Consider the following 27000-nt stretch of genomic DNA (forward strand, 5'->3'; position numbering starts at 1 on the left):
CGACCCCATCTCAAGTAGGTCACTTTGGACAAGCAGATCTACTTTTTGTGAATAAGTATACCATGGAGATGGCCAACAGGTTATTACTTAAGTAACTTCTTCGCGGACTCATCCAGAGCAAATTGTTCGATTAGCTTTTCTTCACAACAATAATCGGCGGCAGTCTAAGACTTTATTGATTAAGTCTTAGACTGCCGCTGTTTCGTTTCAAAGAATAACGGAAGCAAAAAAAGGATGGCTATCGCCTTCCGAGGGGGACGACGCCGGTAAGATCCACGGAGCTGCTTTCAGAAGGAAATAAAGTATTTAATAAATCAGGTTGTTTTTTACTTGCGAGATATACCCTTAATAGTGAAAGGCAATAACAGAGTATGTAGGCTTGGGAGTAGCCTATTTTCTCTGACTCCCTTATTGTCTTCATTTGAAACCTAAATGAGGATTTACAATGTCAGATCAACAAGCAATCACCTCTTCAAATGTAGCAGGTGTAGTCAGTCCAAACGTTCGTTCAACGGAAACAGTTTATTTTACGAAAGACCAAATTAATGCCATGATTGAAAGTAGTGTAGGTCAAAGCGTAACGGGACTTGGATGGGCTATTGCCACCTACGGTTACGGTCGCATAAAACAAATTCTTGCGGCAAAACTTCCACCTCAAGTTGCTGGATTTTTAAGTCTAGCTGTACTCGTAGTGACTACAACAAAACTTATTGAACAGATCATTAATTACACAGACCAAAACAGACTTGCTGAAATCCTACATGTTTTAGTCGATAATTCCGGATCATTCGGTAGAATTAAAGTTACCGTAACAACTTGGGAAAAGTTAATTGTCAATCCTACTATGAGCTATTGGACTTACTATACAACTACATCTTATGAAGCAGTAGGATATTAATTAAAAGTACAAGTCGTGCAGCTAGCTGCACGACGCTTTTTTCCCTTTTTGCAGTGGGCTTTTTTTATTCTAAAGAAGCTATTTCAATCAACTTGTTTTTCTTTTATGCTTGTTTCTTATATTCATCTTTAAGCTGGATTGCTTCAGCATAGGTGATGACAAGCTGTAAACTAAAAAAGAAAACTCGATTGAATGATCCCATGGGGGAATAGAGTATAACAACAAATGTACTTAGACCAGTCAATAACGCTAAAAGGGTCAGTACAAAACGCAGGACACGATTTGTTTTTGAGTTCAATATCTTCGATAATTGAAGAAAAACAGCTTGAACCAAGATGCAGTTCATGAATAACGTAAAATGCATCCAAATCAACGAATTTAAAGAATCACCAAATAGATTGATAAGTAAAAGTGCCAAAAGTATGGTAAGTAAAGAAACCCGATCTTTTTTGCTCTTCAAGAGCAGACACCCTTCCCATATTGGAATTAATCACTTGATTATTTTAACATTTTATTGAATTAAATGATATAAACGAGAAAATTACCAGTGATATCAGAGCGTGATTAAACCGATGTGGAAACCACAATCCATGCGTTTAATTCGAGCACGGAAGAACCCAAAGTAAATTTAAATTTTTGCAATAATCAAAAATGCCCCCCATGCCAGGCATGGGGGGCATTTCTATACGGTCAAAATCGATTACTTCTCCGCAGCCATAGCCGCGAACGAAGCCTCTGCCGCCTCGAGGGTGAGGTCAATGTCGGCGTCTGTGTGGGCTGTGGTCAGGAACCACGCCTCATATTTGGACGGGGCCAGATTGATGCCCCGGCTCAGCATATGCCGGAAGAAGCGGGCGAACATTTCACCATCGGTATCCTGCGCCTCCTCATAATTCGTAATAGGATGGCTGCAAAAATGCGTAGAGAATGCGCCGCGTATCCGGTTGATGGTCAGCGGAATGCCGTGACGGCCCGCGGATGCCTGAAGTCCTTCGGTCAGGCGGATGGCCAGCCGCTCCATCTCGTCATAGACGCCTTCTGCGCTAAGCACCTCCAGGCAGGCGATCCCTGCTGAGATGGAGGCGGGGTTACCGGCCATCGTGCCGGCCTGATAAGCAGGACCGAGCGGAGCGACCTGCTCCATGACATGCTTGCGGCCGCCGTAAGCGCCGATCGGCAGCCCGCCGCCGATGATTTTGCCAAGGGCAGTCAGATCGGGAATGATCTCCTCATGATTCGCAAGACCCGTATAGGTCTGGGTGGAGCCATAGTGGAAACGGAAGGCGGTAATGACTTCATCATAGATAACCAGGGAGCCGTTCTCGTGCGTCAGCTTGCACAGGCCTTCCAGGAAGCCCGGCTGCGGCATAACCATACCGAAGTTGCCGACAATCGGCTCAACCATAACGGCAGCTACATCCTGGCCCCATTTCTCCAATGCTTCACGCAGGGCATCCAGATCATTGAAGGGAACGGTGATGACCTCTTGGGCGATGCTGGCCGGAACGCCTGCGCTGTCTGGAATGCCCAGGGTCGACGGGCCTGAGCCTGCGGCTACAAGCACAAGGTCAGAGTGGCCGTGATAACAGCCGGCGAATTTGATGATTTTGCTGCGCTTGGTGTAGGCACGGGCGACGCGGATGGTCGTCATGACGGCTTCTGTACCGGAGTTGACGAAGCGTACTTTGTCCATCGAAGGAATGGCTTCCTTCAGCATCTTGGCCAGCTTGATCTCAAGCCGGGTTGGTGTTCCGTAGAGCAGGCCGTTCTGCGCGGCCTCTGTAATGGCAGTGGTGATATGCGGGTGGGCATGTCCGGTTATGATCGGGCCGTAGGCGGCCAGATAATCAATATATTCATTGCCGTCCTCATCCCAGAAGCGTGAGCCTCCGGCGCGTTTCATGAAGACAGGAGCTCCTCCGCCTACGGCCTTAAAGGAGCGGGAGGGGCTGTTCACACCCCCGACAATATGCTGGAGAGCTTCCTCGTATAACTGTTCTGATGTGCTGCGGTTCATAGATAATGTTCCTTTCTTCTTGGCTTGCGCCCATGGGAAAGGGCGAACCGCGGCTGATTCCCGCTGTCCGCCCGCCCCGTGTGCCAAGCATGGTTATATTGGATGTTACTTTGTTCCCGGTGATGCTGTAGGACTGCTGCCTGGTGAAGCCTCTGCTCCAGGAGTTGGCGATGGTTCTGGTGCAGTGAGTGTATCCTCTACGAACTGCCTCAGTGCCTTCTCGCTGCTGAAGCTTATCACCTGGGAGCCGTCCTTGAGGGTCTTCTCCCGGATCAGCTTCATCGGCGGAATCTGCTCGCTGCCGCCCATAGAGCTGTCATAACCTACAGCGCCCAGCTTCCACATGTCGCTCGCGTCAAGGTTCGTGTCGATATAAGGCGTAACCTGACCGAGAATATTCGGCAGCTTGATGATCGAAGTGGTGCTGATCACCTTGTCCGCCACCGCCTTAAGGAAGCCGCGCTGGCGCTCGGTCCGGGTGAAGTCGGAGGTGGCATCATGGCGGAAGCGTACATATTGCAGCGCCATTTTTCCGTCCAGGTGCTGGAAGCCTTTTTTGAGATCAATATCGTATTCAGGCCCGTCTGCCTTAGTGGTGTAGCGCATGTCCTTTTCGACCTCATAGTCCACACCGCCCACGGCATCCACCAGCTTAATGAAGCCCTGGAAATCGGTATAGACATAATATTGAATCGGAATGCCGAGCAGGTCGCTTACCGTCTGCATCGCCGTATTGGGTCCGTAAGTAATGGCGGCATTGATCCGCTGGGTCCCGTGGTCGGGAATATCAACATACGTATCACGCAGAATAGAGAAGACATAGAATTTCTTCTTTACCGGATCAAGTGAGGCTACCAGCATGGTGTCGGAACGCGGCACCTCGCCCTTCTTCACCCCGCGGCCATCCACGCCCATAAGCAGGATGTTGACCGGCTCTGTGCCTTCCCATTCGGGAGGTTTTACGGCTTCTGCCGAGGCTGTCGGTACATTGGCCCACGGAGAATCTTCGCCTGTCTTGTGGAGGTTATCGAGCTGGTTGTAAATAGCAGTGAAATAGTAAACCAGACCTCCGATAATTAAAAGGAGTATGATTGCCAGAGTCCAGAGCAGCGTTTTCTTCTTTGACTTGCCGGCTTTTGCGTGCCGGTTCTTTCTTGGCGGCATTTCGTTCGTCCTTTCCAGTTCACATTCTCTACATTATAATTTCTTTTGGGAAGACACGCAATTTCAGAAATCATTAACCATATTACAAGGAGTGAATAATAAATGAATATCACTATAGGCGACAAGGTTCCGGACTTCACACTCCCTGTCTCAACAGGGGCTAGCATCAGCTTAAGCGACTATCGCGGCAGGAAGGTGCTGCTCTATTTCTATCCCAAGGACAGTACTCCGGCCTGCACTCAAGAGGCTTGTGATTTTCGTGATGCCCACGATACGATTACTGCGAATGGGGCAGTTGTCCTGGGAATCAGCGCCGATCCTCTGGCCTCGCACAGCAAATTTATTGCCAAGAACAGCCTGCCCTTTCCGCTATTGTCCGATGAGGAGCATACGGTGAGTGAATTATTCGGCGTATGGCAGCTTAAGAAGCTCTACGGCAAGGAATTCATGGGCATTGTCCGTTCTACTTTTCTAATTGATGAGGAAGGCATTCTGAGAGCGGAGTGGCGAAAGGTCAGAGTGAAGGGCCATGTAGAGGCCGCATTAGAACAAATCGTGAAATAATTAAGTGTGCTGGGAATTAATTGTATTTGTCTGTTACTTTTCTAACAGCTATAGCCACGCTCACTCGTGATATAGTTGCCTCATATTACTTCAAATTTGGAGCAAGGTATGGGGGATGGCATGAAGAGACTGCGTATTGGGCTTGACGTCGGATCAACTACGGCCAAATTGGTAGTTATGCAGCGGGATATCATTATATATCAGGATTATGTGCGTCATTTCAGTGATATAAAAAAGGCGGCGGTCACCCTGCTCTCAGAGGTTCAGCAGAGGTTCCCCGGCAGTGAAGCAGCGCTCACCGTAAGCGGCTCCTCCGGGTTATCCCTGTCTAAGCTAGGGGAGATTCCGTTTGTCCAGGAGGTCATTGCCTGCACGAGGGCGATCAGCGGACGGATTCCAGAATGTGATACCGCGATTGAGCTGGGTGGAGAGGATGCCAAAATCATCTATCTCAGCGGCGGCATTGAGCAGCGGATGAACACAGCCTGTGCAGGCGGTACAGGGGCATTCATCGATCAGATGGCCTCTCTGCTGCAGACGGACCCTGCCGGGCTGAATGCGCTCGCGGTGAAGCATGAGCGGATCTATCCCATCGCTTCGCGCTGCGGGGTATTCGCCAAGAGCGATGTGCAGCCGCTGCTGAATGAAGGGGCGCGGCGCGAGGATGTGGCGGCCTCGATCTTCCAGAGCATCGTGAACCAGACAATTAGCGGATTGGCCTGCGGACGGCCAATCCGTGGGCGTGTTGCTTTTCTCGGGGGACCTTTGACCTTCCTGTCCGCTCTGCGGGACCGGTTCACGGAGACGCTGGGGTTGAAGGAGGACGAGGTGCTGTTCCCCGAGCACTCGCAATACTTCGTCGCCATCGGTTCAGCGCTTGCCGAGTCAGATCCCGTGTTCCTGCCGCTGAGCGGCTGGATTGCGCGGATCATGGCGGTAGACTTCTCACAGGACCGCGCGGAGGATGCAGAGCTGGCGCCGCTGTTCAGAGCGCCGGAGGATCTGGCGCAGTTCAGACTCCGTCACAGTCAGGCTACAGCACCGCGCTCCGCGCTGGCTGCTTACCAGGGGCCGGTCTATCTCGGCATTGATGCCGGCTCGACCACGACAAAGCTGGTGGTTACCGGAGCGGCGGATGAGATTTTGCATACCTTCTACGGGAGCAATGGAGGCAATCCGCTGCAGTCGGTTACGGACGCGCTGAAGGAGCTCTACCGAATTCTGCCCTCTGGCTGCTACATTGCGGGAGCTTACGCAACCGGTTATGGCGAGGGTCTGGTCAAGGCAGCGCTACGGATGGACGGCGGGGAAGTAGAGACGGTGGCCCACTACAAGGCAGCCTCCCGGTTCATGCCGGAGGTCGACTTCATCCTCGATATCGGCGGCCAGGACATGAAGTGCATCAAGATCCGCGGGGGAGCCATCGACAGCCTGATGCTTAATGAAGCCTGCTCGGCGGGCTGCGGCTCCTTCCTGGAGAGCTTCGCTTCCGCGCTGGAGCTTGGCATAGAGGAATTCGCCGCTGCTGCGCTCGAATCGAAGGGGCCGGTGAATCTCGGCTCGCGTTGTACCGTGTTCATGAATTCCAAGGTGAAGCAGGTCCAGAAGGAGGGGGCGACACTTGCTGATCTCTCGGCGGGGCTTGCTTATTCCGTGGTGAAGAATGCGCTGCAAAAGGTGATCAAGATCCGTAATCCTGAAGATCTGGGCCGGAATATCATTGTTCAGGGCGGGACCTTCTATAATGAGGCTGTCCTGCGGGCTTTTGAGCTGCTGACGGGAAGAACGGTAGTCAGACCCGATATCGCCGGTGTGATGGGTGCTTACGGCTGCGCGCTGATTGCCAGAGAACAAGCTGCGCTGGAAGGAATCAGCACAATTCTCGGACCGGAGGAGCTGGAGAGCTTCCAGTATTCCGTCGCTCCAGGCCGCTGCAGCCGCTGTGCCAACAACTGTGCGCTGACTATCAGCCGGTTCCCGGACAAGAGCTTCCATGTGACGGGGAACCGCTGTGAACGCGGCGCAGGCGGCAAGAAAGAGAAGAATACGCTGCCGAATCTGATGCAATATAAATATGAGCGGTTCTTCGCCTACGAGGGCCTGCCTGAGGTGGCGGCGATCCGGGGGACGGTTGGTCTTCCGCGCACCATGAATATGTTCGAGAATTACCCGTTCTGGCATACTTTTTTCACCTCGCTGCGCTACCGGACCGTGCTGTCTCCGAAGTCCAGTAAGAAGCTGTATGAGAGCGGAATGGATACCATTCCTTCGGAATCCATCTGCTATCCGGCCAAAATGGCTCACGGGCATGTGCAGCAGCTGATCGGCCAGGGCGTGGATTTCATCTTTTACCCGGCGGTGGTGTATGAGAAGAAGGAGGATGATGCGGCGCAGAATCACTTCAACTGCCCGGTGGTTGCCTCCTACCCCGAGGTGATCCGTAATAATATGGACGGCCTGAAGGAGCAGGGGGTTCCGCTGGTCAGCCCGTTCCTGACCTTCGACGATATTCCGGCGCTGACCCGGGTGCTGGCGCGAACCTTCGCCGAGGTGCCTAAGGAGGAGATTGCGGCTGCTGTCCAGGCGGGACTGGCGGAAGCGGAACAGGCGAAGAACGATGTGCGTACCAAGGGCGAGGAGACGCTGGTCTTCCTCACGGAGACAGGCACGAAGGGAATTCTGCTCTGCGGGCATCCGTATCATGCCGACCCTGAGATCAACCACGGGATTGCCGATATGATTACGGGTATGGGACTTGCGGTGCTGACCGAGGATTCGATCTGCCATCTGGACCACAGTGAAGGGGACGTTGGCGTAGTGAACCAGTGGACCTACCATGCACGGATGTACCGTGCAGCCCGGCTGGCGGCGGGAAGAAATGATCTGGAGCTGGTCCAGCTTACCTCCTTCGGCTGCGGGATCGATGCGATCACCTGCGATGCGGTTCAGGAGATTATGGAGCGTCACAACAAGGTCTACACGCTTATCAAAATCGATGAGATCAGCAATCTCGGAGCCGCGCGGATTCGCCTGCGTTCGCTCCAGGCCGCGATGCGTGAGCGCGAGAGAGGCGAGGTTAAGCCGCAGCTGCTCTACAAGCCGCAAGTCAATGTGCCGTTCACCAAAGAAATGAAGGATAGCTATACCATCCTTGCCCCGCAGATGTCACCGATTCATTTCGAGCTGTTCGAACGGGTCTTCCAGGATGCGGGCTACCGGCTGAAAATTCTGGAATCGACTGGTCCGCAGGAGACGGAGGAAGGCCTACGGTACGTCAACAATGATGCCTGTTATCCGGCGATTGTCACGATTGGGCAGATGCTGTCGGCACTGAAGAGCGGCGATTACGACCCGGACCGGACTGCTGTGATTATGTCGCAGACTGGAGGCGGATGCCGGGCGACCAACTATATCTCCCTGCTGCGCAAGGCGCTGAAGGATGCTGATCTGGGGCAGATCCCGGTCATCTCCCTGAATGCTTCCGGGATGGAGAACCAGCCGGGCTTCCGCATCAGCCTGAAGCTGGCGAACCGTCTGATCGCCGCAGCCTGCTACGGGGATCTGATGATGCGTCTCTTGCACCGCTTCAGACCGTATGAAGCAGTACCGGGAAGCGCAGAGGCCTTATTCCGCGAGGGAATGGACCGCTGCAAGGGCAGTCTGTCAAACTTCTCGTTCCGCGAATATAAGCGGCTGACCCGTGAGATTGTTGCCGGATTCTCGCGGCTGCCGGTCATCCTGGTAGAGAAGCCCAAGGTGGGCATTGTCGGGGAGATTCTAATCAAATTCCATCCGGATGCCAACAACCATATCATCGACATGATTGAGGCCGAGGGCGGAGAGGCCGTGATGCCTGATTTCCTGGACTTCATTTTCTATTGTGTCTACAATCCGATCTATAAGGCCGAGCAATTCGGCAAAAGCAAGCGGCTGGGCTATATCAATCCCATGCTGATCTCCTATCTTGAAATCTACCGCAAGCCGGTCAAGGTAGCACTGGAGCAGGCTGGACTATCCAAAGGCCGGGAGAACATCTACGGTCTGGCCGAGAAGGCAAGCCGCCTCGTGTCGGTTGGCAACCAGATGGGCGAAGGTTGGTTCCTGACGGCGGAGATGATGGATCTGCTGGATAACGGTGTGAACAATATTGCTTGCATTCAGCCGTTTGCCTGCTTGCCCAATCACATTACCGGGCGCGGGATGATTAAGGGGCTTAAGGAGCTATATCCTGGTGCGAACATCGTCGCCATTGATTATGATGCCGGAGTCAGTGTGGTCAACCAGGCCAACCGGATCAAGCTGATGATGTCGATTGCCAGCGGCCTTACTGCCGGTACCCAGCCGTCAGCGGACGATCTGGCACAGCTGGTGCCTGTCATGGCCGGAGGTGTGGGCTGCCAAGGATAGAGCAAGCCGCCTGCGAATAAGCAGCGGTTGAGTAAATGAAGAGCGGACCGGAGGAAACTCCGGTCCGCTTTTTTTTTGAATTCCAGGGCTCAACTCCCATGTGTGCGGAGAACCGGCCACATGGAGCAGGCGCGGAGCACGTGGGCCAAATCCTCCGAATACCCCGGATTCACTTCTGCAGCTTCTGCTTCACCCGCATCGCTTTGTTCAGATGGACGAAGTTATGCCGGGTGGCCGGCATCAGCACCTGCCCGGCAAAGGTCTTGCCACCCCAATAATCCAGCAGCCACTGCTCGGTGTCCAGTACGGCCTTCTCTTCCCGGACTCTCTCGAACTGCGCCGGAGTTGCCCTCATCCCGAGCTGTCCCGGCTGTAGAGAGGATACGATGGAACGTGTTCTGCGGGCGACAGCGCGACGGTACTCAGCCAGCGCTCCAAGATTCACCTCTCTGCTGAGTGTAGCAACATCCTGTTCGCTCATCCCGTTGCCGGAATGAACGTAAGGAACCCCCAGCCTCCGGGCATACTGACCGGAGTATAGCACCTGTTCACGGTCCGCCCCCAGGATGTTCATGGTGATATCCTCAATCCGTGCACTGTGCCACAGATGCCAGACTATAGAATTACGGCTGCCGGGTGTCTCCACAGGATAGCTGCGCGCGGTGGACTCCAGCAGATTGTCCCATAAGGAATCCTCATAGGTTGCCTGTTCCCCGCTGTTTTCTTCAGAGGCGTAGAGGGCGGTATGCAGCTCCAGAATGATAGCGACTGCTTCAGTATGCGCCTCCGGCTTGGTGATGATCCCGGGCAAAATTTTATGCTGCCTGTTCCAGTGATTTCGTTGTTCTGTATTCATGTTTAATCCTCGCTTTCCGTAATTTTTCAGAAAATTTCTGCAAGAAAATCATTGACGGATAAATAGGTAAATTGTAAAATAGTTCGCATGCGAAGTATTATTGTGCATTATGTTTGTGGAGGGATAAGGCTTGGAAGAAAAGGAAAAGCAACTGGACGATATTCTGTCCTCTTTCCGCTGCATTACTCATAATTTCCAGCAGCTTCTGTGGAAGGATGCAGAGGAGCTTAACATCACATCTACCCAGCTGATGGTATTGCGTAAATTATCCTTGCATCCCGATATCGGGATCACGGAGCTGGCCGATCTTCTGCATCTGGGCAACAGCGCAGCCAGCGGGGTGGTGGACCGGATGGTGAAGGCCGGACTGATTACCAGGGAACGCTCGCAGAGCGACAGACGAATATTCAAGCTGGCGATGACTGAGAAAGGCAAGGAGATCCGTCTGCTCAGCAGACAGTCACTCCGAAGACATTTGCAGCCAATGGCAAATATTCCTGCGGAGGATGTACAGGAGCTGCTGCGGCTGCATGGTGAAATTATCCGAATTCTAGAACAAGGGAGAGACAACAAGAAGCTATGAGTACAATTACAGCCGGTAATGCACCGTCCAAGACGGTCCGCAGAGGCCCGATTATCGCAGCGCTCCTGATCGGCGCCTTCGTGGCGTTATTGAATCAGACACTGATGAATGTGGCGCTGCCCAAAATGATGGAGGATCTGAATATCCTCGCCAATACGGCGCAATGGCTGACGACAGGGTTCATGCTGGTTAACGGTGTGCTTGTGCCGATAAGCGCCTATCTGGTGGAGAAATTTACGACCCGCCAGCTCTTTACGACAGCAATGATGTTATTTTCGATAGGTACTCTAGTCTGTGCAATAGGAACAGGCTTTGAGATGATTATGGTCGGCAGAGTCATTCAGGCCGTGGGTGCCGGAATTCTGATGCCGCTGATGAACATTGTGTTCCTGCGCATCTTCCCGATTGAAGAACGGGGCAAGGCAATGGGGCTGATGGCGGTTGCGATGATTTTTGCTCCGGCTGTCGGACCTACCTTATCCGGTTGGGTCGTGCAGAACTATTCCTGGCGCGTGCTGTTCTACATCGTGCTTCCGCTGGCCATCTTCTCGATGCTGCTCGGCATGAAGACTATGCAGAATGTCGGCAAGCTGACTTCTCCGAAGCTGGATAAACCGGGTGTGATCTTATCAACCCTGGGCTTCGGCGGGCTGCTCTACGGCTTCAGTGACGCCGGAACAGACGGCTGGGGAAGTAAGACCGTTATTCTTTGTCTGATCCTGGGTATCGTGTCTCTGGGGCTGTTCGTGTGGCGTGAGCTGACCGCGGATAAGCCGCTGCTTGAGTTCCGGATTTTCCGCTACAATATGTTCTCACTTACTACTGTGATCAACATTATCGTCACCATGGCTATGTATGCAGGGATGATCCTGCTGCCGATCTATCTGCAGACGATCCGAGGCTTCACACCGATGGAATCCGGACTGATGCTGCTGCCGGGTGCGATTCTGATGGGCGTTATGTCACCGATCACCGGAATTATATTTGATAAAATCGGCGCCAGATGGCTGGCGGTTATCGGCCTTGCTATCACCACTGTGACGACCTGGGAATTCAGCCAGATCAGCACCACTACCACCTATACTCACCTGATCCTGACGTATACGGCCCGGATGTTCGGGATGTCGATGCTGATGATGCCTATCGTCACCGCTGGTCTGAACCAGCTGCCGCAGCGTCTGGCTTCCCATGGTACAGCCATGTCCAACACCCTGCGTACCGTGGGCGGCGCACTGGGGATGGCCCTGTTCGTCAGCCTGATGACTAACCGTACGAAGAGCAACATTACCGATGCGCTGGTAAGCGGAGCGGTGTCGAAGACCGATAAGGCTGCAATGCTCAAGCTTACACAGGACGCAACGATTAATGGGATTACCCATGCGTTCGCTGTAGCGACCTGGGTAACTGTTGTTGCCCTGGTGCTGGCGCTGTTCATCCGCAAGACCTCTCCGCAGCCCGACTTCCTGAAGACGGAAGAAGCGGAAGGCGGACAGCCGCAGCCGAACCTGACGAAATCACAGAGAGCATAATCCTGTTTACAGTACAAGTGGAAACGGCTTTACCGTCCTTTTAAGGGACGGTACCGTTTCAGCGAGAAATAGAAGGATGATTTATCGTGTGAAACAGATAAATTCTTATATTTTAAAAAAGACGATCCGCTATAACCGTTAACGGTTATAGCGGATCGTCTTTCCTGCGTCTGGAGAGGATGCAGAACTGCCCCGCTGCCCTGCACCTCCCAGCCATCCAGCCCATAACCAGCTTCTCCCTTAGAGTATATACCGGCAAACCTGACAACATGGATTCAGGTTCGGATGCGGATGGAGAAAGATTGTACATGCTTGAATGCGGGCATGGCGGTTATTGCGTCTCCGCCAGATCTGCTGAATATGCCGCCGCGACGCCGCGGGCCACCTCGCCTAATCTGCGGCGGACATGCTCCGGTCCAAGCACCTCCAGGACGGTCCCGAAGCTTAGCAGGAAGCCGTATAGCCAGTCATTCTCAGGGTACTGGAGCGTTAGGGTGTATCCGCCGGTATCATCCCGCTGGAGCGTCTCACAGTCGAAGTATTCCTCTGCGAGATGCTTGCCTTCCGGCGCGAAACGCAGCTTGACCGGCGTGAGATTCTGCGGTTCCTTCCAGCTACTACTCCACGGCAATTCTGTAAGCGGGATATCCTGGCGGATATAGTGCCTGTTCTCCTTCACCAGCGCTTTCATCCGCAGCAGCTTGAAGAGGCGGAAATCCTGACGGTCCTGGCAGAACCCGTATAAGTACCAGAACGGTCCCTTGAGAACCAGCGTATACGGCTCGACCGTACGCAGACTTACCCTGCCTTCGGCAGTTATGTATTCAAAAGTGACCGTAACCTCTTTCTCCAAGGCTTCTTTAAGAAGGCTCAGCCGCTCCTCCAGCGGGCCTGTCAGCTCCCAGGGGGAGAAATCGACAATCATCCGGGTGGTTTGGCTGCGGAAGGCGGCGATCTGGGAGGGAGGGACGACACTGCTGATTTTCTCCATCAATAGCTGATGGCCTCCTCCTCCGATGGAAGAGGCGCTTTGCAGCGCGTTGAAAATATCGGCCAGCTCGCGTTCCGATAACACGTTGCGGTCCAGCCGGTAGCCCTGCATGAGGCCGATGCCGCCCCCTGATCCCTGATAGGTGACCACAGGGATGCCTGCGCTGTTAATGCTGTCTATATCGCGGTAAATCGTACGCACGGAGACCTCGAACATATCGGCCAGCTCCTTGGCCTGAATCAGCGGCCGGTTGAGCAGCAGAATGACAATGGAGAGCAGACGGTCTATTTTCACAGGAAAACCTTCTTTCAGGCGTTAGGTAAGGTGTGGATTAACGGGTCTTGGAGGTTTCTTTAACCTTCACTTGGACCTTGGGTTCAAGCGTAGCCACTGGCTTGCGCCGGCGCAGCCGGAGAGAAATGGCAGCCCGGTAACGGTAGAGGGCAATCAGCGCGGCGATGGCCAGCACACCTACCGCAATCCAAAGGGCGTAGGATTCGATCAGGTGGAAGATGCCCATCCACTGCGGGCCGAAGATTTTGCCGATTCCGAGGAATAACACTACCCAGAATATTGCGCCCCCATAGGCATACATAGCGAATTTACGGAAGGGCAGGGCGATAATCCCGGCAAAATAGCCGGTGAAGTGTCGGACGCCGGGGATGAAATAGCCGATGGAAATCAGCACGCTGCCGTATTTCTCGAACCAGCGCTGTGTCTTTTCCAGCTTGGCGGGAGAGAACATGAACCATTTGCCGTACCGCTGGATAAAGGGCAGACCGGCCTTCAGTCCGATGAAATAAGTGATGGTCATCCCGATTGTAGTCCCTAAGAAGGCTACGATCACCAGTGTGAAGAAATCCAGCCTCCCCGTGAAAGAGAGAAATCCTGCGAAGGCCATCGTGGTCTCCCCGGGAAAAGGCAGGGCGATAAATTCGAGCAAAAGCCCGAAGAACAATACGCTATATCCATAGCTCGCAAACAATTCCTGTATCCATTTCAGCATATCCATAAATTCTTCACTCTCCAAAGGCTGCGCGCCAATTCTATTCTGAAGCTTGTCTTCATACAATCTACCAAATGGTGCGGAGGCGCCAATAGAATGCTGGAGGTAGAGAAGATGAAGAACAACCGGGAAAATCCTATCCGCCGCATCATGATCTGCGGGTTGCTTGTTATTGCTGTTGTGCTAAGTCTGGGTGTGTCAGCTTATGGAGGGCAGGGGAATTCTTCCGGTTCGCGGAGTAAGTACTCCCTACAGGCTGAAGCAGGCAGTACGTTACCTCTACTCTCTAAGAATAATGCTCCGGCTGTCCCGGTGCAAGATTTGCGCCCGGCAGCGGCCAGAATGACAACCGCAGAATTACGGCAGCTGCACATTTCGGGCGGTTCAGCCCCTAAAGCAGGTGCGGAGCGTCCTGCTCAAGTATCCGCTGCTGCGGGAAAAGCTGCTCCGGCAGCGGGACACCGCAAGGAGAAGGTGGTCTATCTGACTTTTGACGACGGTCCAAGCGCAGTTACTCCCAAGGTACTTAGCATATTGCAGGAGCAGGGGGTTAAGGCGACCTTCTTCGTGCTGGGGGATCAGGCCGCAGGCCGTCCCGAGCTGATCAAGGCCATCTGGGAGCAAGGGCATGCTATCGGCAACCATACCTATAATCATAACTATCATGATTTATATAGCGGCTTCAAGGAGTTCTGGCGCCAAATCAAACAGACGGAGGAAACGGTACGTGAGATCACAGGCGTCCGTCCGCAGCTGGTCCGTGCGCCGGGCGGCACGTTCGGCCATTTCGACAGTACATATTTCAATCTGCTGAAGCAGGCAGGCTACGGGGTGATGGACTGGACTGTGGACAGCGGGGATTCCCGCCGCCGGGGAGTGCCCGCTGCGGAGATTGTAGAGGCTTCTGTGGCTGACTTGACCTCTTCCAGTGTGGTATTGCTGCTGCATGACGGATCGGGCCATGAACAGAGCGCCAAGGCGCTGCCCGCCATCATTGAACGCTACAGAGCAGCCGGTTATGGATTCGGTGTTCTGGATGCGCAGAGTGATCCCGTACAGTTCAGGGTGTCTTCCAAGGCAGCCTCCCTTCATCGGGGCAAACCGTCACAGGATTGGATATCGGTCAATATTGCCCCGAATGCGGAGTTGTTTGCACCAGGCAAGGCGCTTGCGCTTGAGATTGGCGGGATGGAAACCAAGCTAAAGCCCGGAGAGTACCGTCTACAGGACGGGCAGTACTATGTTCCGCTACGCGCCACCGTGGAACGGCTGGGCGGACGGGTCGGCTGGGATGTGGCTACCCGCAGCGCAGCTGTAAGCTGGAACGGCCGCAGCATGACGTTAGACTCACAAAGGCAGGAGGTGGGCATTCACTGGCCGGACGGTACAGCAGAGTACAAGGCGGCACAGGTACAGCTCCAAGGCTCCTCCCTCTGGGTACCCCTGCGTATGCTGCTGGAGGCGGCAGGTCATCCGGGTGCGGAAGCCTTTGTAAATGCAGAGGAGCGCAGGGTCACCGCAGCTTAAGGCGGATATCCGGTTGGGAGGAGGGAACGGCAAGGAGAGCAGAGAACAGGGAGAGCTAGCGGGGAAAAGCGGCTGCTGAATGTCTGGGCATCCTTTTTCGTGGAAAGAATAGATAGCAACAGGCCTCAGCAAGCGGTATAGCCAGTGAAACCACGGGCTGTCAGGGGGCTAGTCTATGACCATGGAAGGGTGTCCTCCTTGTCCTCATCATCATTGACAGATCCGAAATCACAGGTATATTCACAGCTGGGCAGGTACGGGAATGCAGAGATTGCAGGGTTCCCCCGGAAGCGCATCCGCCGCGCAGCCAAGGAGTGGGGGCGAATGCTGCTCCTGATGGCGGTTACCGGAGGGCTGTATATGTGGCGCGGCGGAGAATCGCTCCTGCTGCTGCTGACAGCTGGCGGAGTGGTTATGTCCGGCGGCCTGCTGATGCAGCTCTGCGGTCCCCGGAGAGTTAGTGTCCAGCGCACGATTGCTCCTGCGCGTCTGTCTGCGGGGGATGACGCTATTGTGGAGGTTCAGATTTCTTTTAACGCCAGAATCCCGCTGCCCTGGATGATTGTTACAGATTATTGGAGTGGGGGCAGCCATCAGGAGCTGCTGTTTCCCGGCTTCCGGCGCTCCTTCAAATATTCGTATGAGCTGCTGTCTGTCCCAAGAGGCGTGCATCAGCTTCATGGGTGCAGTGTAACCTGGGGAGATCTGCCGGGGCTGTTCACAGGCGGCTGCCAGCCGGGCGGCAAGGCGGGCTTCAAGGTGCTGCCAAGAGCTCTATATATGGGCGCAGCAGTGCCGGATACCGGCTTGCTTTCCGGAGACCGTGCATCCGGGCGGGGGAACCATAGCAGCCCGCAAGCAGCGGATATCCGTGATTATGCACCGGGTGATCCGTTCAGCCGGATTCACTGGAAGAGCAGCGCCCGTAAAGGCAATCTGCAGAGCAGAGTGCCGGAACGTGAAGCGGGGCAGATGACCTGCATCGTGCTTGCGAGCAGTCCGGCGGATTATGAGATTCCCGGTGGTGCGCATGTTCCCCGCAGCCAGCGGAGGTCGGTGATCCCGGCCTTTGAACAGGCGGTATCGGCTACTATGGGGCTGCTGCTCTCTGCCGAGCGCTCCGGCAGCTACATCCAGCTCTTCAGCGGCGGCTGGCCGGAAGGGATGGCTAGGCATGAGGGGCTGGGCCAGATTCCCGGGAGGGTCCGGGATCTGCTTACAGAGATTGCTCCCTCCGGTTCACAGTGTCTCAGCAGACTGCTGGAGGATGCGTCACAGAGCTGGATCCCCGGGATGACGGTATCCGTCATTACCGGCCGGCTGGAGGAGGAGTCGGCGAGAACGCTGGCCCGCTTCCTGGTTCAGGGAATCAGGGTGGAACTGTATTATGTCTGGGACCAGCCTTCTCCGAGCCGGACTCCCGGTAATCCTGTACGGAGTCCCGCCAGAGCAGCGGGTACAATGCCGGAGCTGTCCAGCAGCGGCAGGCTGGCACCGGAGGACTGGGCAACATCGGGGCATGATCCCGCGGTGTACGGGGACAGCAGACTGCCTGCCTCGGATACGATTGCAGGAAGTCTAATGCGGCTTGGAGCGAGGATTCACTGTCTGAGCAATGCTGCTCCTGCACAAGGGTACAAGGGGGCGGAGCCTGATGGATTCCCGGATAACTCCACCTCCTGCTAGAGTGAGTGCGGATGGCGCCAGTCCGAAGGGCTCAACCCACAGCAGGCAGCGCTGCTACGGAAGCATCATGTTTACAGCGGCAGGGATACAGGAATCAGAACTTGCAGAGAACAGCACCGCAGGTAAAAGAGAGGACAGCCCCCTGTATTATCGCGGCCTGTTCTCTTTGGCAATTATGGGCGTCTTTGGTCTGTGGCTGCTGCCGCTCTACAGATTGTCTGCGGCAGCGGACCATACACAGCTCCTGCGGCTCCTGATGCTCTCTGCAGCAGCACTTCTCGCATGGGGCTGTCTGCTGTTGCCCCGTCTTGTACAGGCAAGCGGTCAGTTTCTGCTAATCTTCATGACCTGGTATGGCCTCTGTGCTGCTGCGGGAGGCGGGGGCGGGTGGCTGAAGGTCTATGCCATGGAGAAAAGCGGACAGGATGCCCTACTGCTGTTCTCCGGCCGGATCTCCGCCTTAAGCGAGGACAGCAGACTGCTGATTCTGGTTCTGGGCTGGGGACTGCTGGTGTCCTCTGTCCAGCAACTCGCGCTGTACAGGGGAAGTATTGCGTTGTTCACCGGTGTAACGCTGGTGTATCTGCTGGTGCTGGATATGGGCTATGCCGTTAATACTTCCGGGGATGTCCTGGTGATGGCGGGACTGATCCTGTGGCTGCGGGCCTTCAGCGGACTGCTCCACCTGCAAGAACGGACAGGAAGGCAGGTTCTTCCTTACGCCCGCTGGGGAGCCGGGGCGTTATCGGCGGCTGTGCTGGTAACGCTGGCCGCCTGGATAGCCGGGCAAGGGCTGGGCGCACGCCCGGCTGCCCCGGTTACACTGCAGCCGGTGCTGGACAAGCTGGAGCACTGGGCTGCGGCGCAAAGGCCGGAGGAGACAGGCGTACCCGGCACCGGCAGCACCGGCTACAGTATGGAGGACAGAGAGCTTGGCATGCCCTTGACACCCAGCACGGAGGCGGCCTTCACGGTCACTGCGTCCCGTCCCTACTACTCGCGGGGGGAGAGCATGGCGTATTATGACGGCCGCCGCTGGATCAGGAGCGGAGCCGCGTATTCAGCGCTGAATCTGCCCCGCCTATCCGGGGCGGTGCCCGCTCTGGCGAATGCTTCATCCGCCGGGGGCCAGACATTTATCCAGCGGATTCAGCTCGCTTCGCCTTCCACCGGAGGTGTGCCGCTGTTCAGCGCAGGCGCGATAACAGACGTACAGAACATCCGGCTTACAGACGGAAGCCAGCTGGGTTACGTGCTGACTAGCCCTGACAGGCTCAGCTTCCGCCTGCCGGAAGTCTACGGCTCCGCAGGGGTTACGGAGTATACCGTCAAGTCTGTTCTGCCGCCAAGTGATCCGGCAGCGCTGCGGAAGCTGAAGGGGAGTGATCCTGACGGGGTCCGCAGCCAGTATTTGCAGCTCCCCGCTGCTCTGCCGCCCAGAGTACGTGCACTGGCCGGCGATCTTACCACTGCTGCGGCGAGCCGTTACGATGCCGCCGTAGCTATAGCCGGCTATCTTCAGGACGGCTACACCTATTCGCTGAAGACCCGTGTGCCGCCGTCCGGTGCCGATTTCACCGATGATTTTCTGTTCGGGACCCGTCAGGGCTATTGTGTGCATTTTGCCACTGCGATGACGGTCCTGCTGCGCAGCAGCGGCATTCCGGCGCGGTACGTCCAGGGCTACGGCCCGGGAACCGCCGTGCCCGGCTCTGTGCCGCAGCGCTACAGCGTGACCGGCGGCGATGCCCACGCCTGGGTCGAGGTCTATTTCCCCGGCGCGGGCTGGGTCCCCTTCGACCCCACGCCCTCCGCCGCTGCCGCCGCTGCCCTCGGCGCGGCTGCTACGGACCCGGCTGCGGCCTCCGCGCTGCCGGACACCCGCCGCTCCGCTGCGCTGCACGCGGACGCGCTCACTGCCGCCCTGCCGCAGGCGGGCGGCCCGGACCGTGCGCCGCTCGCGCTGGCGGCGCTGGTGCTGGCTGCCGCCCTCCGCTGGCGGCGCAGCCTGGCCCTGCTGCCGGCCGTGCGCCGCGCCGGCAGGCTTGGCCGTGAGCGGCAGCTGCGCGCCGCCGCTCTGGCCTGGTATGGGCTGGCGGCGCGGTATGGGCCGCCGCTGCCCGGGGTTACCGCCAGGGAGTATGCAGACTCCCTGGCTATCGAGGACGGGCGGCTGCGCGCCGCCGTCCGGGGGTTTGTACGCCAGTGGGAGACCCTGGCGTATGGCGGCGCCGGAGGCGGCGTGCCCTTGCCGGCGTCGGGCTCCTCTGGAGACGCCGCCCCCTCTACGCCTTCCGCGCCTATGTCGCCCTCGTCGCCACCCAATGCTGCCGATGCCAAGGACGAAGAGGCTTTCATGGCCCGGTGCCTGATGATCACCTTCCATCTAACCTGATCCAGAAGCGGCGTCCCTGCATTTGCAGCGGACGTCTTTGTGACGGCTAAGCTTGCCGCTCCAAATGTAATCGAAAAACCGACTACATTCGGCGCTGCATGGGCACGAGGACCAAATGTAATTGAAAAACCGACTACATTCGGCGCTGCGTGGGCACGAGGAGCAAATGTAATCGAAAAACCGACTACATTCGGCGTTGCGCGGGCACGAGGGCCAAATGTAATCGAAAAACCGACCACAGTTGGCGTTGCGCGGGCACGAGGGCCAAATGTAATCGAAAAACCGACCATATTTAAATCCACGCTCCCCATGCCAGACACTATCCACCGACAGCCCACGGCTACAATTCTTCTCTTTATCCCTATAACTTGGTGTCGGCTCCCGGCAGCGGTGAATCGGCAGACATTTGCTCATCTGCAGGTATTCCATACAGTCATAGCCACGAGCCTGTTTCCGCTACCTTTGCCCTGTGCAGGTATTCCCTCCATCCCAACCACAGCCAGCCCAAAACCTTGAAGCAGTGGGACCCCATTTCCTTGACGCTGAGAATTAACCATGAGTATAATGAATCCAATAATCAAGGGAGGCAAGTAATGAACAAGCCAAATGAAATGATCGTTGTTCTGGATTTCGGGGGACAGTATAACCAGCTTATCGCGCGCAGAATTCGTGACCTGGGGGTATACAGCGAGCTTCTGCCGTACAATACACCGATGGAGAAGATTAAGGCTTTATCGCCCAAAGGGATTGTATTCTCAGGCGGGCCAAGCAGTGTCTATGCGGAGAATGCACCACATGTAGACCCGGCGATTTACGAGCTCGGGCTGCCGATCTTCGGGATCTGCTATGGGATGCAACTGATGGCACAGCAGCAGGGAGGCAAGGTGGAACGCTCCGCCAAGCGTGAGTACGGCAAAGCAGATGTGGAATTCGCACCCAGCTCCGTGCTTGCAGCGGGCCTTGAGAGCAAGCAGACCGTATGGATGAGCCACGGGGACCATGTAGTGGAGCTTCCGGAGGGCTTTAAGCTGGATGCCGGTACAGAGAGCGCGCCGATTGCAGCCATGAGTAATGATGAACGCAAATTCTTCGCCGTTCAGTTCCATCCTGAGGTACGCCACTCCGTGAAGGGGAATGAGATGATCTCGAACTTCCTGTACGAGGTCTGCGGCTGCGAGGGCAAATGGACGATGGAGTCGTTCATTGAGGATGCTGTTAAGGACATCCGTGATAAAGTCGGCGACCGGAAGGTGCTGTGCGCACTCAGCGGCGGCGTGGATTCCTCTGTTGTGGCGATGCTGATTCACCGTGCGATCGGCGATCAGCTGACTTGTATGTTCATCGACCACGGTCTTCTGCGTAAAGGTGAAGCGGAGAGCGTCATGGAGACTTTTGTCGGCAAGTTCGATATCCATGTTGTCAAAATCGACGCCCGTGACCGCTTCCTCGGCAAGCTGGCCGGTGTGTCCGATCCCGAACAGAAGCGTAAAATCATCGGCAACGAGTTCATCTACTGCTTCGACGAAGAATCGGCCAAGCTGGGTGACTTCGCGTTCCTGGCCCAGGGTACACTGTATACAGACATCGTAGAGAGCGGTACAGCTACAGCGCAGACGATCAAGTCGCACCACAATGTGGGCGGGCTGCCGGAAGATATGAAATTCAGTCTGATCGAGCCGCTGAACACTCTCTTCAAGGACGAAGTCCGGAAGCTGGGTGAAGAGCTGGGCATGCCGCATGCGATCGTATGGCGTCAGCCTTTCCCGGGTCCGGGTCTGGCGATTCGTGTGCTGGGTGAAGTGACCGAAGAGAAGCTGCAGATCGTCCGCGACTCCGACTATATTTTGCGTGAAGAGATCGCTAAGGCGGGTCTTGACCGTGAGATTTGGCAGTATTTCACTGCTCTCCCTAACATGAAGAGTGTTGGCGTAATGGGGGACGAGCGCACCTATTCCTACACCGTAGGCATTCGTGCCGTAACCTCCATCGATGGCATGACCGCCGACTGGGCACGTATCCCATGGGATGTACTGGAGAAAATCTCCGTGCGCATCGTCAACGAAGTCGATAACGTCAACCGTATCGTCTACGACATTACCTCGAAGCCGCCAGCAACCATCGAATGGGAATAGACATAGGTTGAAAATAAAAACTCTCTTCTACCGGCAGGCTTCTGCCAATAGAAGAGAGTTTTTTTATCCTTCTATTTCTCGCTGAAACGGTACCGTCCTTTAAAAGATCGTCAAAGCTGTTCCCGCTTTTATTTCTAAACGATTTTTTTAATATTTCTTTTTTGAAGAAAGTATGTAATGATGCCAAAGGCGGCACCTGCGGTACACCAGAGCAGAATATTAAACAGGCCGATTTCAATCTTCTCGCCAGCTAACGCCGGGAATAGGAACTCCATCAGGACGAACATAGTGAAGCCCCATTGGGCACCCGCTAAGAAAAACTTTTTCTTCAATGTTTTAATTGTTTTTTCATAATCTGCATTTATATCATATTCCGTTTCGGCAACTCCGGTTTTTCGGAGCCGGATAAGGATGTAGTAGGCTACGAACTGCTGCACAATGAAGAGAGCCATAGTTCCGAATGTGAATGTGTGATGTATGGTATCCATAATTAAGCTGATGAGCATAAGACCAGACGTCAGATACAAGGCATGCATGCAGGCACCGGCAAGAATACGATGAATCTCTCCCCGCTGATACTCATCCCTTTCCTCTATATAGCCAACAAATGGCTTTAGCATTCTCTTCTCCATATTACTCAGCATTACTGTTTACCTCCCAGAAAAGTGTATTCAAATCAGAGTTCAGGGCCTTGGCCAGCTTAACGCACAAATCCAATGAAGGATTATACTTGTCATTCTCAATCAGATTGACCGTCTGCCGGGCAACTCCGACCTCCTTCGACAGGGCAAGCTGCGACAAACCGGAGCGTTTTCTGTATTCGGCAACCCTGTTCATATCGATTCCTCCTTGATAAAAAGTCATATATATATGACTAACTCTATGTTCATGGTACTCTCCATAAGTTTATATGTCGATTATATATGACAAAAAAGAACTCCAAAACCCTATATTAGGGTTTGGAGTTCTTCCCGCTTAGGCGGACTGCTACAAGCTCTTCAATTCATACACCTTCTCCAGCGTAGCCAGACACTCTGTCTTCTTGTCATCACTATCCGTATGAAGATACCCCTCCACCATCCTGTATCCGAACACGAGCAGGATGAATTCGTAGACGCAGTGGCCGGCAAGCGGGGCAATCTCTCCCGCATATTCCGTGAAGCCCCGGTAATAAGCAGGGACACACCGCTGATAGTATTCAATCATGTGATCAAGATCCACCTCATCCGCAATCAGGCTGGCGATGTCCTCGCCGAGGTAGCCCCAGCCCGAGGTATCCCAATCGATCAGCGCGATGGTCCCGCCAGTATAGATGATGTTGGTTACCCAGAAGTCCCGGTGGCACAGTACAAGGGGCAATTTTTCAATCCGGGCAAAAATATCGTCCGACTGCTCGTCGATGTCGATGAGCATTTGCCGGATATGCTGCGGGAAGTCGCATTCCTCCGAACGGATATAGTCGTAGACGAGCGGCCAGGACCGGTAATGCAGATAGGTGTTCTTCATGAGATCTGCATGGCTCAGGTTGGTCAGACTCTGCAGCACTTCAGGCTGCGCTGCGTATAATTTGCCTTGATAGCGTCCCAGCTCCAGTGCCGCCTGTTCATACATATCACCGGTCAGGTTCAGGCCTGAGATGCCATCCATATATTCCAGCCATAATCTCATTTCATCCCCGGCTTCATTCATCTCAGCATGATAACACACCGGCCAGCGGAAGGATTCTGTGAAGGTTGCATCGAGTGGCGAAGCGTAGAGGTCATATTCCCGCCGCCAGGAATGCGGATCATCGTAACGTTCCCATTTCTTCTGGATTTTCAGCACAATACGGTACGGCAGCTGCTCTCCGTCAGCCGTTTCGGCTGTTCCGGTAACCAGCTGCACATCCCCCAAGGTCCCGCCATGTAGCTGTAACGTCTGGTAGTCAGCAGATGTAATCGTTGTTTTGAAAAGCGCACTTAGTGCAGTATATAACGCTTCAGTTGGAATCTTCATTTTTTTCGTCCTCCGTTTTTCTTCATTTGCTTACGCTGCATCGCAGCTGACTGATTCTGGGCATCCTTGTGCCTGAGATAGTGTGTTCTATTCTGAACGAACCGGTTCTCCTGCTGCTGGGCCTTGTAGCGCTCCCAGCGTTCATGCGTCAGGGAACCATCCGCCAGTGCGGCGAGCACCACACAGCCCGGCTCGGACTCATGGCGGCAGTCGCTGAACCGGCATCTGGTGAACAAGTCTTCTACATCCGCGAAGCCTGCAGAGATGCCTTCGTCGGCATCGAACAGCCCTAGTTCACGCATCCCTGGGGTATCGATCACCATTGCTCCCGAGGGGAGCATGAACAACTGACGGTGGGTCGTCGTATGCCGTCCCCGGCTGTCTTCCTCCCGGATCGAACTAACCTTCATGACATCCTGTTCCATCAGCGCATTAAGCAGCGACGATTTGCCGACCCCGGACATGCCGAGGAAGACGATAGTTGAACCTGGCTTGAGGTAGGCATCAAGCTCATGTAGACCGAGACCGTTGTGACTGCACACGGCGTGCACCGGAACATCCGGCATGCTCAGCCGGACTTCTGCCAGCGGTAGGCTGTAGTCTTCGGTGAGATCAGCCTTGGTCAGAATGACGACCGGCTGGCCGCCGCTCTGTCTGGCCTGGGTCAGGTACCGCATCATCCGGGTGACATTGAAATCCCAGTTCAGGGAAGACAGGATGAAGACATAATCGAAGTTGGCGGCCACGACCTGCTCCAGAATGGTTTTGGTATAGCCTGCGGCATGGCCGGAATAATTCGCCCGCGAGAACTTGGAACGGCGGGGGAGAAGCGTAACAATAAGCGAATCTCCGCTCCTATTCGGATGCAGCAGGACGAAATCCCCCACGCAAGGGAAGTCTTCACGCGATTCAGCACTATGATAGAATGTGCCTTTGAGTACAGCGGTTAGCTCACCCCGCTCTGTGATTACTGTGAAGCGCTCCCGCCGGAGCTCTGTAATTCTGCCGGGCAATAGCCCTGAAGGAATTTCCTCTATTTCTGTATATCCATAGGTTTTTAGATTAATCATGTTTTAGGTTTAGCTCCTTATGATGTTGTTTTGTGGACGCAAAAATGCCGCGGAACAGCAGCCTCTTAAAGAAGCTGCTGATCTGCGGCATCAAGATGCAAAGAAGATACGACCTTCATCGTACCCCGCAAACAGCAATATTCACGAAAGGTTACTTGGGATGGCATACCAAATAATACGGGGCTTTGCCCGATTTTTGTGAGAAGTATGCCTGCTATGCAGTTCTAAACTGAAACCACCATATAAGTAGTAGCCAATTAAAACATCCCCTTTCGGATAAGGAACTTGTAAGAAAATTGATTGCTTATTTCTAAGCAAATTCAGGTTAACATATTTTGGCGTGCGAATCCATGTAGAGTTTAATTATAATTAATTTAGTGCGGTTCTATCCGCATTTATACTGCAATGTTTGGGGGATTCTCCCTGAACCAAGCGGGATTTGTCATAAAAATGTTCAATTTACGAACATTTGTGCAAACCTGACGGGAAATGTTCGTATTTGCCATTGACAAGGCATGTCATCTCCCCCTAAAATGATAAAGCGCTACAGCAAATATATTCGTATAATTCCGGGGATCGGCCCGGAAGTCTCTACGAGGTCACCGTAATGACCTGGCTACGATTAAGAAGAGCAGCTTGTTCTGGGATGACCGGCGATTGTCCGGGATTCCGGGCAGCGATCTCTTTTTTCGGGCCGGTGTCTTCCCAGATGCCGGCTTCCTGTGTTGCTGTATTGGCACAACATACAACCTTAGGGGGAGAACCATTTGAACCGCTTTTTCAAACTGAAAGAGAACGGCACCACAGTACGTACAGAGATCATGGCCGGTATAACCACGTTTATGGCAATGGCTTATATTCTGTCGGTTAATCCAAACACCCTGACTGCCTTCGGCCGCATTGATATGGGCTGGTATTCTGTCTTCCTAGCTACAGCGCTGGCAGCAGGTATCTTCACCATTGCTATGGGATTATTCATTAACTTCCCGGTCGCTCTGGCACCTGGTATGGGCCTTAACGCATATTTCGCTTCCGTAGTCTTATCCTCTGCCACCACTGAACATGAGTTCACCTGGCAAATGGGTCTTACCGCTGTATTTATTTCCGGGATTATCTTCATCATCCTGACCATTACCCGGGTCCGGCAAATTCTGCTCACTGCCATTCCTGACAGCCTGAAGCATGCGATCACTGTCGGTATCGGGATGTTCATCACCATTATCGGCCTGAAGAACAGCGGACTGATGACCATTGGTGTGGAAGCCGGTAAAGACATCGCTGCTAACAAATTTACAGATGTACTGTCTTTTGAAACGGTAATTCATATGGGCAGTCTAGAAGATACGAATGTTCAACTCGTCATTATCGGCCTGCTTCTGATCTCCATCTTAATGGTACTGCGCGTTCGCGGCGCCATCCTGTTCGGAATTCTCGGTACTACCGTCGCTGCTATCCTGATGGGTGCTGTAGATTTCAGTACAATTAATGAATCGCAAGCACATTGGATTCCTGACTTCACACAGCTTAACTTCTGGGAATTCGACTGGGAAGGCATTATGCACACCGGCATCGTATCGGCGATTGCCACCTTTACCTTCGTGGAACTGTTCGATACCTTCGGTACGCTGGTAGGTACTGCTGAACGTGCCGGAATCATGAAGAACCCTGAAGAGGGCAAAAAGCGTGTCGGCAATGCTATGTTCGTAGATGCAGTAGCTGTTGCGGGCGGTGCGATGCTGGGGACTTCCACCACTACCGCTTATGTCGAGAGTGCAGCCGGTGTAGCTGAAGGCGGACGTACGGGTCTGACTGCAGTAACTACAGGGATCTGCTTCCTGCTTGCCTTGTTCCTGGCTCCGGTAGTCGCTCTGATCCCTGGTCCGGCCACAGCGGCAGCGCTGATTATTGTCGGTGTACTCATGGCTCAATCGATCCGTGAGATTGACTTCCAGGACATGGTGCTGGCAATTCCGGCCTTCCTGACCTTTGTAATCATGCCGTTTACGTATAACATTGCTAACGGGATCTCATTCGGGATTGTTACTTATGTTATTCTGGCTTGTGTAGCGAATATCGCCGGCAAGAAGAAATACGATATCCACTGGATGATGTGGGTTCTGGCGATTCTGATTATTCTGCGTTATGTTCTGATCGGCAGCCAAGGCTAATAAGCTCCACGG

General features: G+C 54.3%; 20 protein-coding genes and 1 riboswitch. Of the genes, 10 read left to right on the forward strand and 10 right to left on the reverse strand.

Annotated elements, in window-relative coordinates:
* The first annotated feature begins 445 nt into the window (after positions 1–445).
* A complete protein-coding gene (locus MKZ07_RS26710) occupies positions 446–898 on the forward strand; it encodes a hypothetical protein (protein ID WP_051493986.1) in 453 nt (150 codons plus the stop codon).
* A 103-nt stretch (positions 899–1001) separates the two neighbouring features.
* Here the strand turns inward: MKZ07_RS26710 and MKZ07_RS26715 are convergent, their stop codons facing one another.
* The 3 genes from MKZ07_RS26715 to MKZ07_RS26725 form a co-directional block, all read right to left on the reverse strand.
* Positions 1002–1358, reverse strand: a complete 357-nt coding sequence (locus MKZ07_RS26715) for a hypothetical protein (RefSeq protein WP_341028600.1) — start codon at positions 1356–1358, stop codon at positions 1002–1004.
* A 240-nt stretch (positions 1359–1598) separates the two neighbouring features.
* The gene (locus MKZ07_RS26720; protein ID WP_341028601.1) at positions 1599–2915 is read right to left on the reverse strand and encodes a glutamate-1-semialdehyde 2,1-aminomutase; all 1317 of its coding nucleotides are present in this window, start codon (positions 2913–2915) and stop codon (positions 1599–1601) included.
* Between the two features lie 105 nt (positions 2916–3020).
* Positions 3021–4079 carry an LCP family protein gene (locus MKZ07_RS26725; protein ID WP_036700076.1) on the reverse strand — a complete coding sequence of 353 codons (1059 nt, stop codon included), beginning with the start codon at positions 4077–4079 and terminating at the stop codon, positions 3021–3023.
* A gap of 102 nt (positions 4080–4181) precedes the next feature.
* On the opposite strand from MKZ07_RS26725, the gene bcp reads away from it, so the two are divergent.
* Together bcp and MKZ07_RS26735 are read left to right on the forward strand one after the other, a co-directional pair.
* Positions 4182–4643, forward strand: a complete 462-nt coding sequence (gene bcp / locus MKZ07_RS26730) for a thioredoxin-dependent thiol peroxidase (protein WP_036700078.1) — start codon at positions 4182–4184, stop codon at positions 4641–4643.
* 120 nt (positions 4644–4763) lie between these two features.
* Entirely contained in the window at positions 4764–9050 is a 4287-nt protein-coding gene (locus tag MKZ07_RS26735; RefSeq protein WP_341028603.1) for an acyl-CoA dehydratase activase-related protein, read from the forward strand.
* A gap of 169 nt (positions 9051–9219) precedes the next feature.
* On the opposite strand, the gene MKZ07_RS26740 is transcribed toward MKZ07_RS26735, so the two are convergent.
* Positions 9220–9906 (reverse strand): hypothetical protein, encoded by a 687-nt coding sequence (locus MKZ07_RS26740; RefSeq protein WP_036700080.1) that lies wholly within the window; start codon positions 9904–9906, stop codon positions 9220–9222.
* Between the two features lie 130 nt (positions 9907–10036).
* Here MKZ07_RS26740 and MKZ07_RS26745 point away from each other — a divergent pair, with 130 nt between their 5' ends.
* Together MKZ07_RS26745 and MKZ07_RS26750 are read left to right on the forward strand one after the other, a co-directional pair.
* Complete coding sequence (locus tag MKZ07_RS26745; protein ID WP_036700082.1) at positions 10037–10489, forward strand: MarR family winged helix-turn-helix transcriptional regulator; 453 nt, start codon at positions 10037–10039, stop codon at positions 10487–10489.
* Positions 10486–12018, forward strand: coding sequence for a DHA2 family efflux MFS transporter permease subunit (locus MKZ07_RS26750; RefSeq protein WP_036700084.1), 1533 nt, complete (start codon positions 10486–10488; stop codon positions 12016–12018). The genes MKZ07_RS26745 and MKZ07_RS26750 overlap by 4 nt, the downstream gene beginning before the upstream one ends.
* A 331-nt stretch (positions 12019–12349) precedes the next feature.
* Here MKZ07_RS26750 and MKZ07_RS26755 read toward each other — a convergent pair whose 3' ends face one another.
* On the reverse strand, positions 12350–13303 hold the full coding sequence (locus tag MKZ07_RS26755) for a helix-turn-helix transcriptional regulator (RefSeq protein ID WP_036700087.1): 954 nt from the start codon (positions 13301–13303) through the stop codon (positions 12350–12352).
* Between the two features lie 37 nt (positions 13304–13340).
* Entirely contained in the window at positions 13341–14021 is a 681-nt protein-coding gene (locus MKZ07_RS26760; protein WP_341028606.1) for a DedA family protein, read from the reverse strand.
* Positions 14022–14129: 108 nt separating this feature from the next.
* On the opposite strand from MKZ07_RS26760, the gene MKZ07_RS26765 reads away from it, so the two are divergent.
* The 4 genes from MKZ07_RS26765 (at position 14130) to guaA (ending at position 21755) form a co-directional block, all read left to right on the forward strand.
* Positions 14130–15542: a polysaccharide deacetylase gene (locus MKZ07_RS26765; protein WP_341028607.1), complete on the forward strand. Its 1413-nt coding sequence runs from the start codon at positions 14130–14132 to the stop codon at positions 15540–15542.
* Between the two features lie 144 nt (positions 15543–15686).
* The gene (locus MKZ07_RS26770; RefSeq protein WP_156949727.1) at positions 15687–17228 is read left to right on the forward strand and encodes a DUF58 domain-containing protein; all 1542 of its coding nucleotides are present in this window, start codon (positions 15687–15689) and stop codon (positions 17226–17228) included.
* Positions 17197–19623: a DUF4129 domain-containing transglutaminase family protein gene (locus tag MKZ07_RS26775; RefSeq protein ID WP_341028611.1), complete on the forward strand. Its 2427-nt coding sequence runs from the start codon at positions 17197–17199 to the stop codon at positions 19621–19623. The genes MKZ07_RS26770 and MKZ07_RS26775 overlap by 32 nt, the downstream gene beginning before the upstream one ends.
* Before the next feature lie 593 nt (positions 19624–20216).
* Positions 20217–21755, forward strand: a complete 1539-nt coding sequence (gene guaA, locus MKZ07_RS26780) for a glutamine-hydrolyzing GMP synthase (protein ID WP_036696906.1) — start codon at positions 20217–20219, stop codon at positions 21753–21755.
* A gap of 134 nt (positions 21756–21889) precedes the next feature.
* Here the strand turns inward: guaA and MKZ07_RS26785 are convergent, their stop codons facing one another.
* The 4 genes from MKZ07_RS26785 to rsgA form a co-directional block, all read right to left on the reverse strand.
* Positions 21890–22399, reverse strand: a complete 510-nt coding sequence (locus MKZ07_RS26785; RefSeq protein ID WP_341028613.1) for a DUF3278 domain-containing protein — start codon at positions 22397–22399, stop codon at positions 21890–21892.
* Positions 22389–22592: a helix-turn-helix transcriptional regulator gene (locus MKZ07_RS26790; RefSeq protein WP_036696905.1), complete on the reverse strand. Its 204-nt coding sequence runs from the start codon at positions 22590–22592 to the stop codon at positions 22389–22391. The genes MKZ07_RS26785 and MKZ07_RS26790 overlap by 11 nt, the downstream gene beginning before the upstream one ends.
* Positions 22593–22742: 150 nt before the next feature.
* Positions 22743–23750 (reverse strand): aminoglycoside phosphotransferase family protein, encoded by a 1008-nt coding sequence (locus MKZ07_RS26795; RefSeq protein WP_341028614.1) that lies wholly within the window; start codon positions 23748–23750, stop codon positions 22743–22745.
* Complete coding sequence (gene rsgA, locus MKZ07_RS26800; RefSeq protein WP_341028616.1) at positions 23747–24820, reverse strand: ribosome small subunit-dependent GTPase A; 1074 nt, start codon at positions 24818–24820, stop codon at positions 23747–23749. Before rsgA ends, MKZ07_RS26795 begins: the two co-directional genes overlap by 4 nt.
* Positions 24821–25359: 539 nt before the next feature.
* Positions 25360–25459, forward strand: a riboswitch (purine riboswitch).
* A 128-nt stretch (positions 25460–25587) separates the two neighbouring features.
* Between rsgA and MKZ07_RS26805 the strand changes: the two genes are divergently transcribed.
* Positions 25588–26988, forward strand: a complete 1401-nt coding sequence (locus MKZ07_RS26805) for an NCS2 family permease (RefSeq protein ID WP_036696901.1) — start codon at positions 25588–25590, stop codon at positions 26986–26988.
* Positions 26989–27000 lie beyond the last annotated feature (12 nt).

The organism is Paenibacillus sp. FSL P4-0338 (assembly GCF_038002365.1).
Taxonomy (GTDB): Bacteria; Bacillota; Bacilli; order Paenibacillales; family Paenibacillaceae; genus Paenibacillus_AQ.

Coding starts and splice junctions, on each gene's coding strand:
- guaA (WP_036696906.1), top strand. CDS start 20,217: ATGAACAAGCCAAATGAAATGATCGTTGTTCTGGATTTCGGGGGACAG.
- MKZ07_RS26775 (WP_341028611.1), top strand. CDS start 17,197: ATGGATTCCCGGATAACTCCACCTCCTGCTAGAGTGAGTGCGGATGGC.
- MKZ07_RS26765 (WP_341028607.1), top strand. CDS start 14,130: ATGAAGAACAACCGGGAAAATCCTATCCGCCGCATCATGATCTGCGGG.
- MKZ07_RS26760 (WP_341028606.1), bottom strand. CDS start 14,021: ATGGATATGCTGAAATGGATACAGGAATTGTTTGCGAGCTATGGATAT.
- MKZ07_RS26735 (WP_341028603.1), top strand. CDS start 4,764: ATGAAGAGACTGCGTATTGGGCTTGACGTCGGATCAACTACGGCCAAA.
- MKZ07_RS26720 (WP_341028601.1), bottom strand. CDS start 2,915: ATGAACCGCAGCACATCAGAACAGTTATACGAGGAAGCTCTCCAGCAT.
- MKZ07_RS26790 (WP_036696905.1), bottom strand. CDS start 22,592: ATGAACAGGGTTGCCGAATACAGAAAACGCTCCGGTTTGTCGCAGCTT.
- MKZ07_RS26785 (WP_341028613.1), bottom strand. CDS start 22,399: ATGCTGAGTAATATGGAGAAGAGAATGCTAAAGCCATTTGTTGGCTAT.
- MKZ07_RS26725 (WP_036700076.1), bottom strand. CDS start 4,079: ATGCCGCCAAGAAAGAACCGGCACGCAAAAGCCGGCAAGTCAAAGAAG.
- rsgA (WP_341028616.1), bottom strand. CDS start 24,820: ATGATTAATCTAAAAACCTATGGATATACAGAAATAGAGGAAATTCCT.
- MKZ07_RS26710 (WP_051493986.1), top strand. CDS start 446: ATGTCAGATCAACAAGCAATCACCTCTTCAAATGTAGCAGGTGTAGTC.
- MKZ07_RS26795 (WP_341028614.1), bottom strand. CDS start 23,750: ATGAAGATTCCAACTGAAGCGTTATATACTGCACTAAGTGCGCTTTTC.
- bcp (WP_036700078.1), top strand. CDS start 4,182: ATGAATATCACTATAGGCGACAAGGTTCCGGACTTCACACTCCCTGTC.
- MKZ07_RS26740 (WP_036700080.1), bottom strand. CDS start 9,906: ATGAATACAGAACAACGAAATCACTGGAACAGGCAGCATAAAATTTTG.
- MKZ07_RS26750 (WP_036700084.1), top strand. CDS start 10,486: ATGAGTACAATTACAGCCGGTAATGCACCGTCCAAGACGGTCCGCAGA.